Annotated in this window: 1 protein-coding gene and 1 pseudogene; both read left to right on the forward strand. The window is 44.2% G+C overall.

Going from position 1 to position 957, the window contains the following annotated elements:
* Positions 1–324 (forward strand): annotated as a pseudogene (locus R7R24_RS25180) (FAD-dependent oxidoreductase); the annotation flags it as partial.
* Between the two features lies 1 nt (position 325).
* Positions 326–957: DUF1365 domain-containing protein (locus tag R7R24_RS25185; protein WP_318119840.1), on the forward strand; the 632-nt coding region annotated here is incomplete at its 3' end.

Below are 957 nucleotides of genomic sequence, written 5' to 3' on the forward strand. Positions count from 1 at the left end.
TCCCTAACGTACAACATGAATATTTTGCAGCATATCGACTCTTCACACACATTCTGCGTCACCTTAAACCGTACTGAAGATATCGACGAGAACAAGATTCTGCGTCAGTTCACCTACCATCACCCTGTCTTTACGATGGAGTCTATCGCTGCCCAGCAACGCAAAGAAGAAATACAAGGAACTCAACATACGTGGTTTTGTGGCGCTTATTGGTACAACGGATTCCATGAAGATGGCGTGCGCAGTGCTTTGGATGTTGTGAAAGGAATTGCCGCTAAACATAACGAGAAAAACGACACACTTTATGAACAAGGTGCTGCGTAATATGAGTATCCCTTCTCACAGCCAGTTATTTATAGGCAATGTAAGACATCGTCGTTTTACGCCCGTTAAGCACGAGCTGAATTATTCAATGTTTATGCCAGCGATTGATTTGGATGAAATTGGCTTACTTGAGAAAAAAGTTTGGGGCTTTGGGACTCGCTGGTGGCATTGGGCTCGATTCAAACGTGATGATTACCTCGGTGAAGGGAGTTTGAAAAAAGCGGTGCAAGATAAAGTCGCAGAACTTACGGGCGTACGTTGCAGCGGCAAAGTACTGGCTGTCTGTCACTTGCGTTATCTCGGGCTTTATTTTAGTCCAGTGAATTTTTACTACCTGTATGACCAAAAAGGTGAATGGCAATATCTTCTCGCCGAAGTCAGCAATACACCTTGGAATGAGCGCCATTATTACGCGATAGCGGCTGACCCAAAGGATGAAGATTTTGGTTGGGAGCAAGACAAAGCATTCCACGTGTCACCGTTCAACCCGATAGACCAATCGTACCGCTGGAAAATAAAGCCGCTTACAGACAAGTTAAATATCCATCTTGAATGCCATAAAGGTGAAAAACACTTCGACGCCACAATGGCTATGAAAGCACAGCCATTTTCCAGTGGTTTTTTATTGAAGTG

This window comes from Vibrio sp. 704, assembly GCF_033339295.1.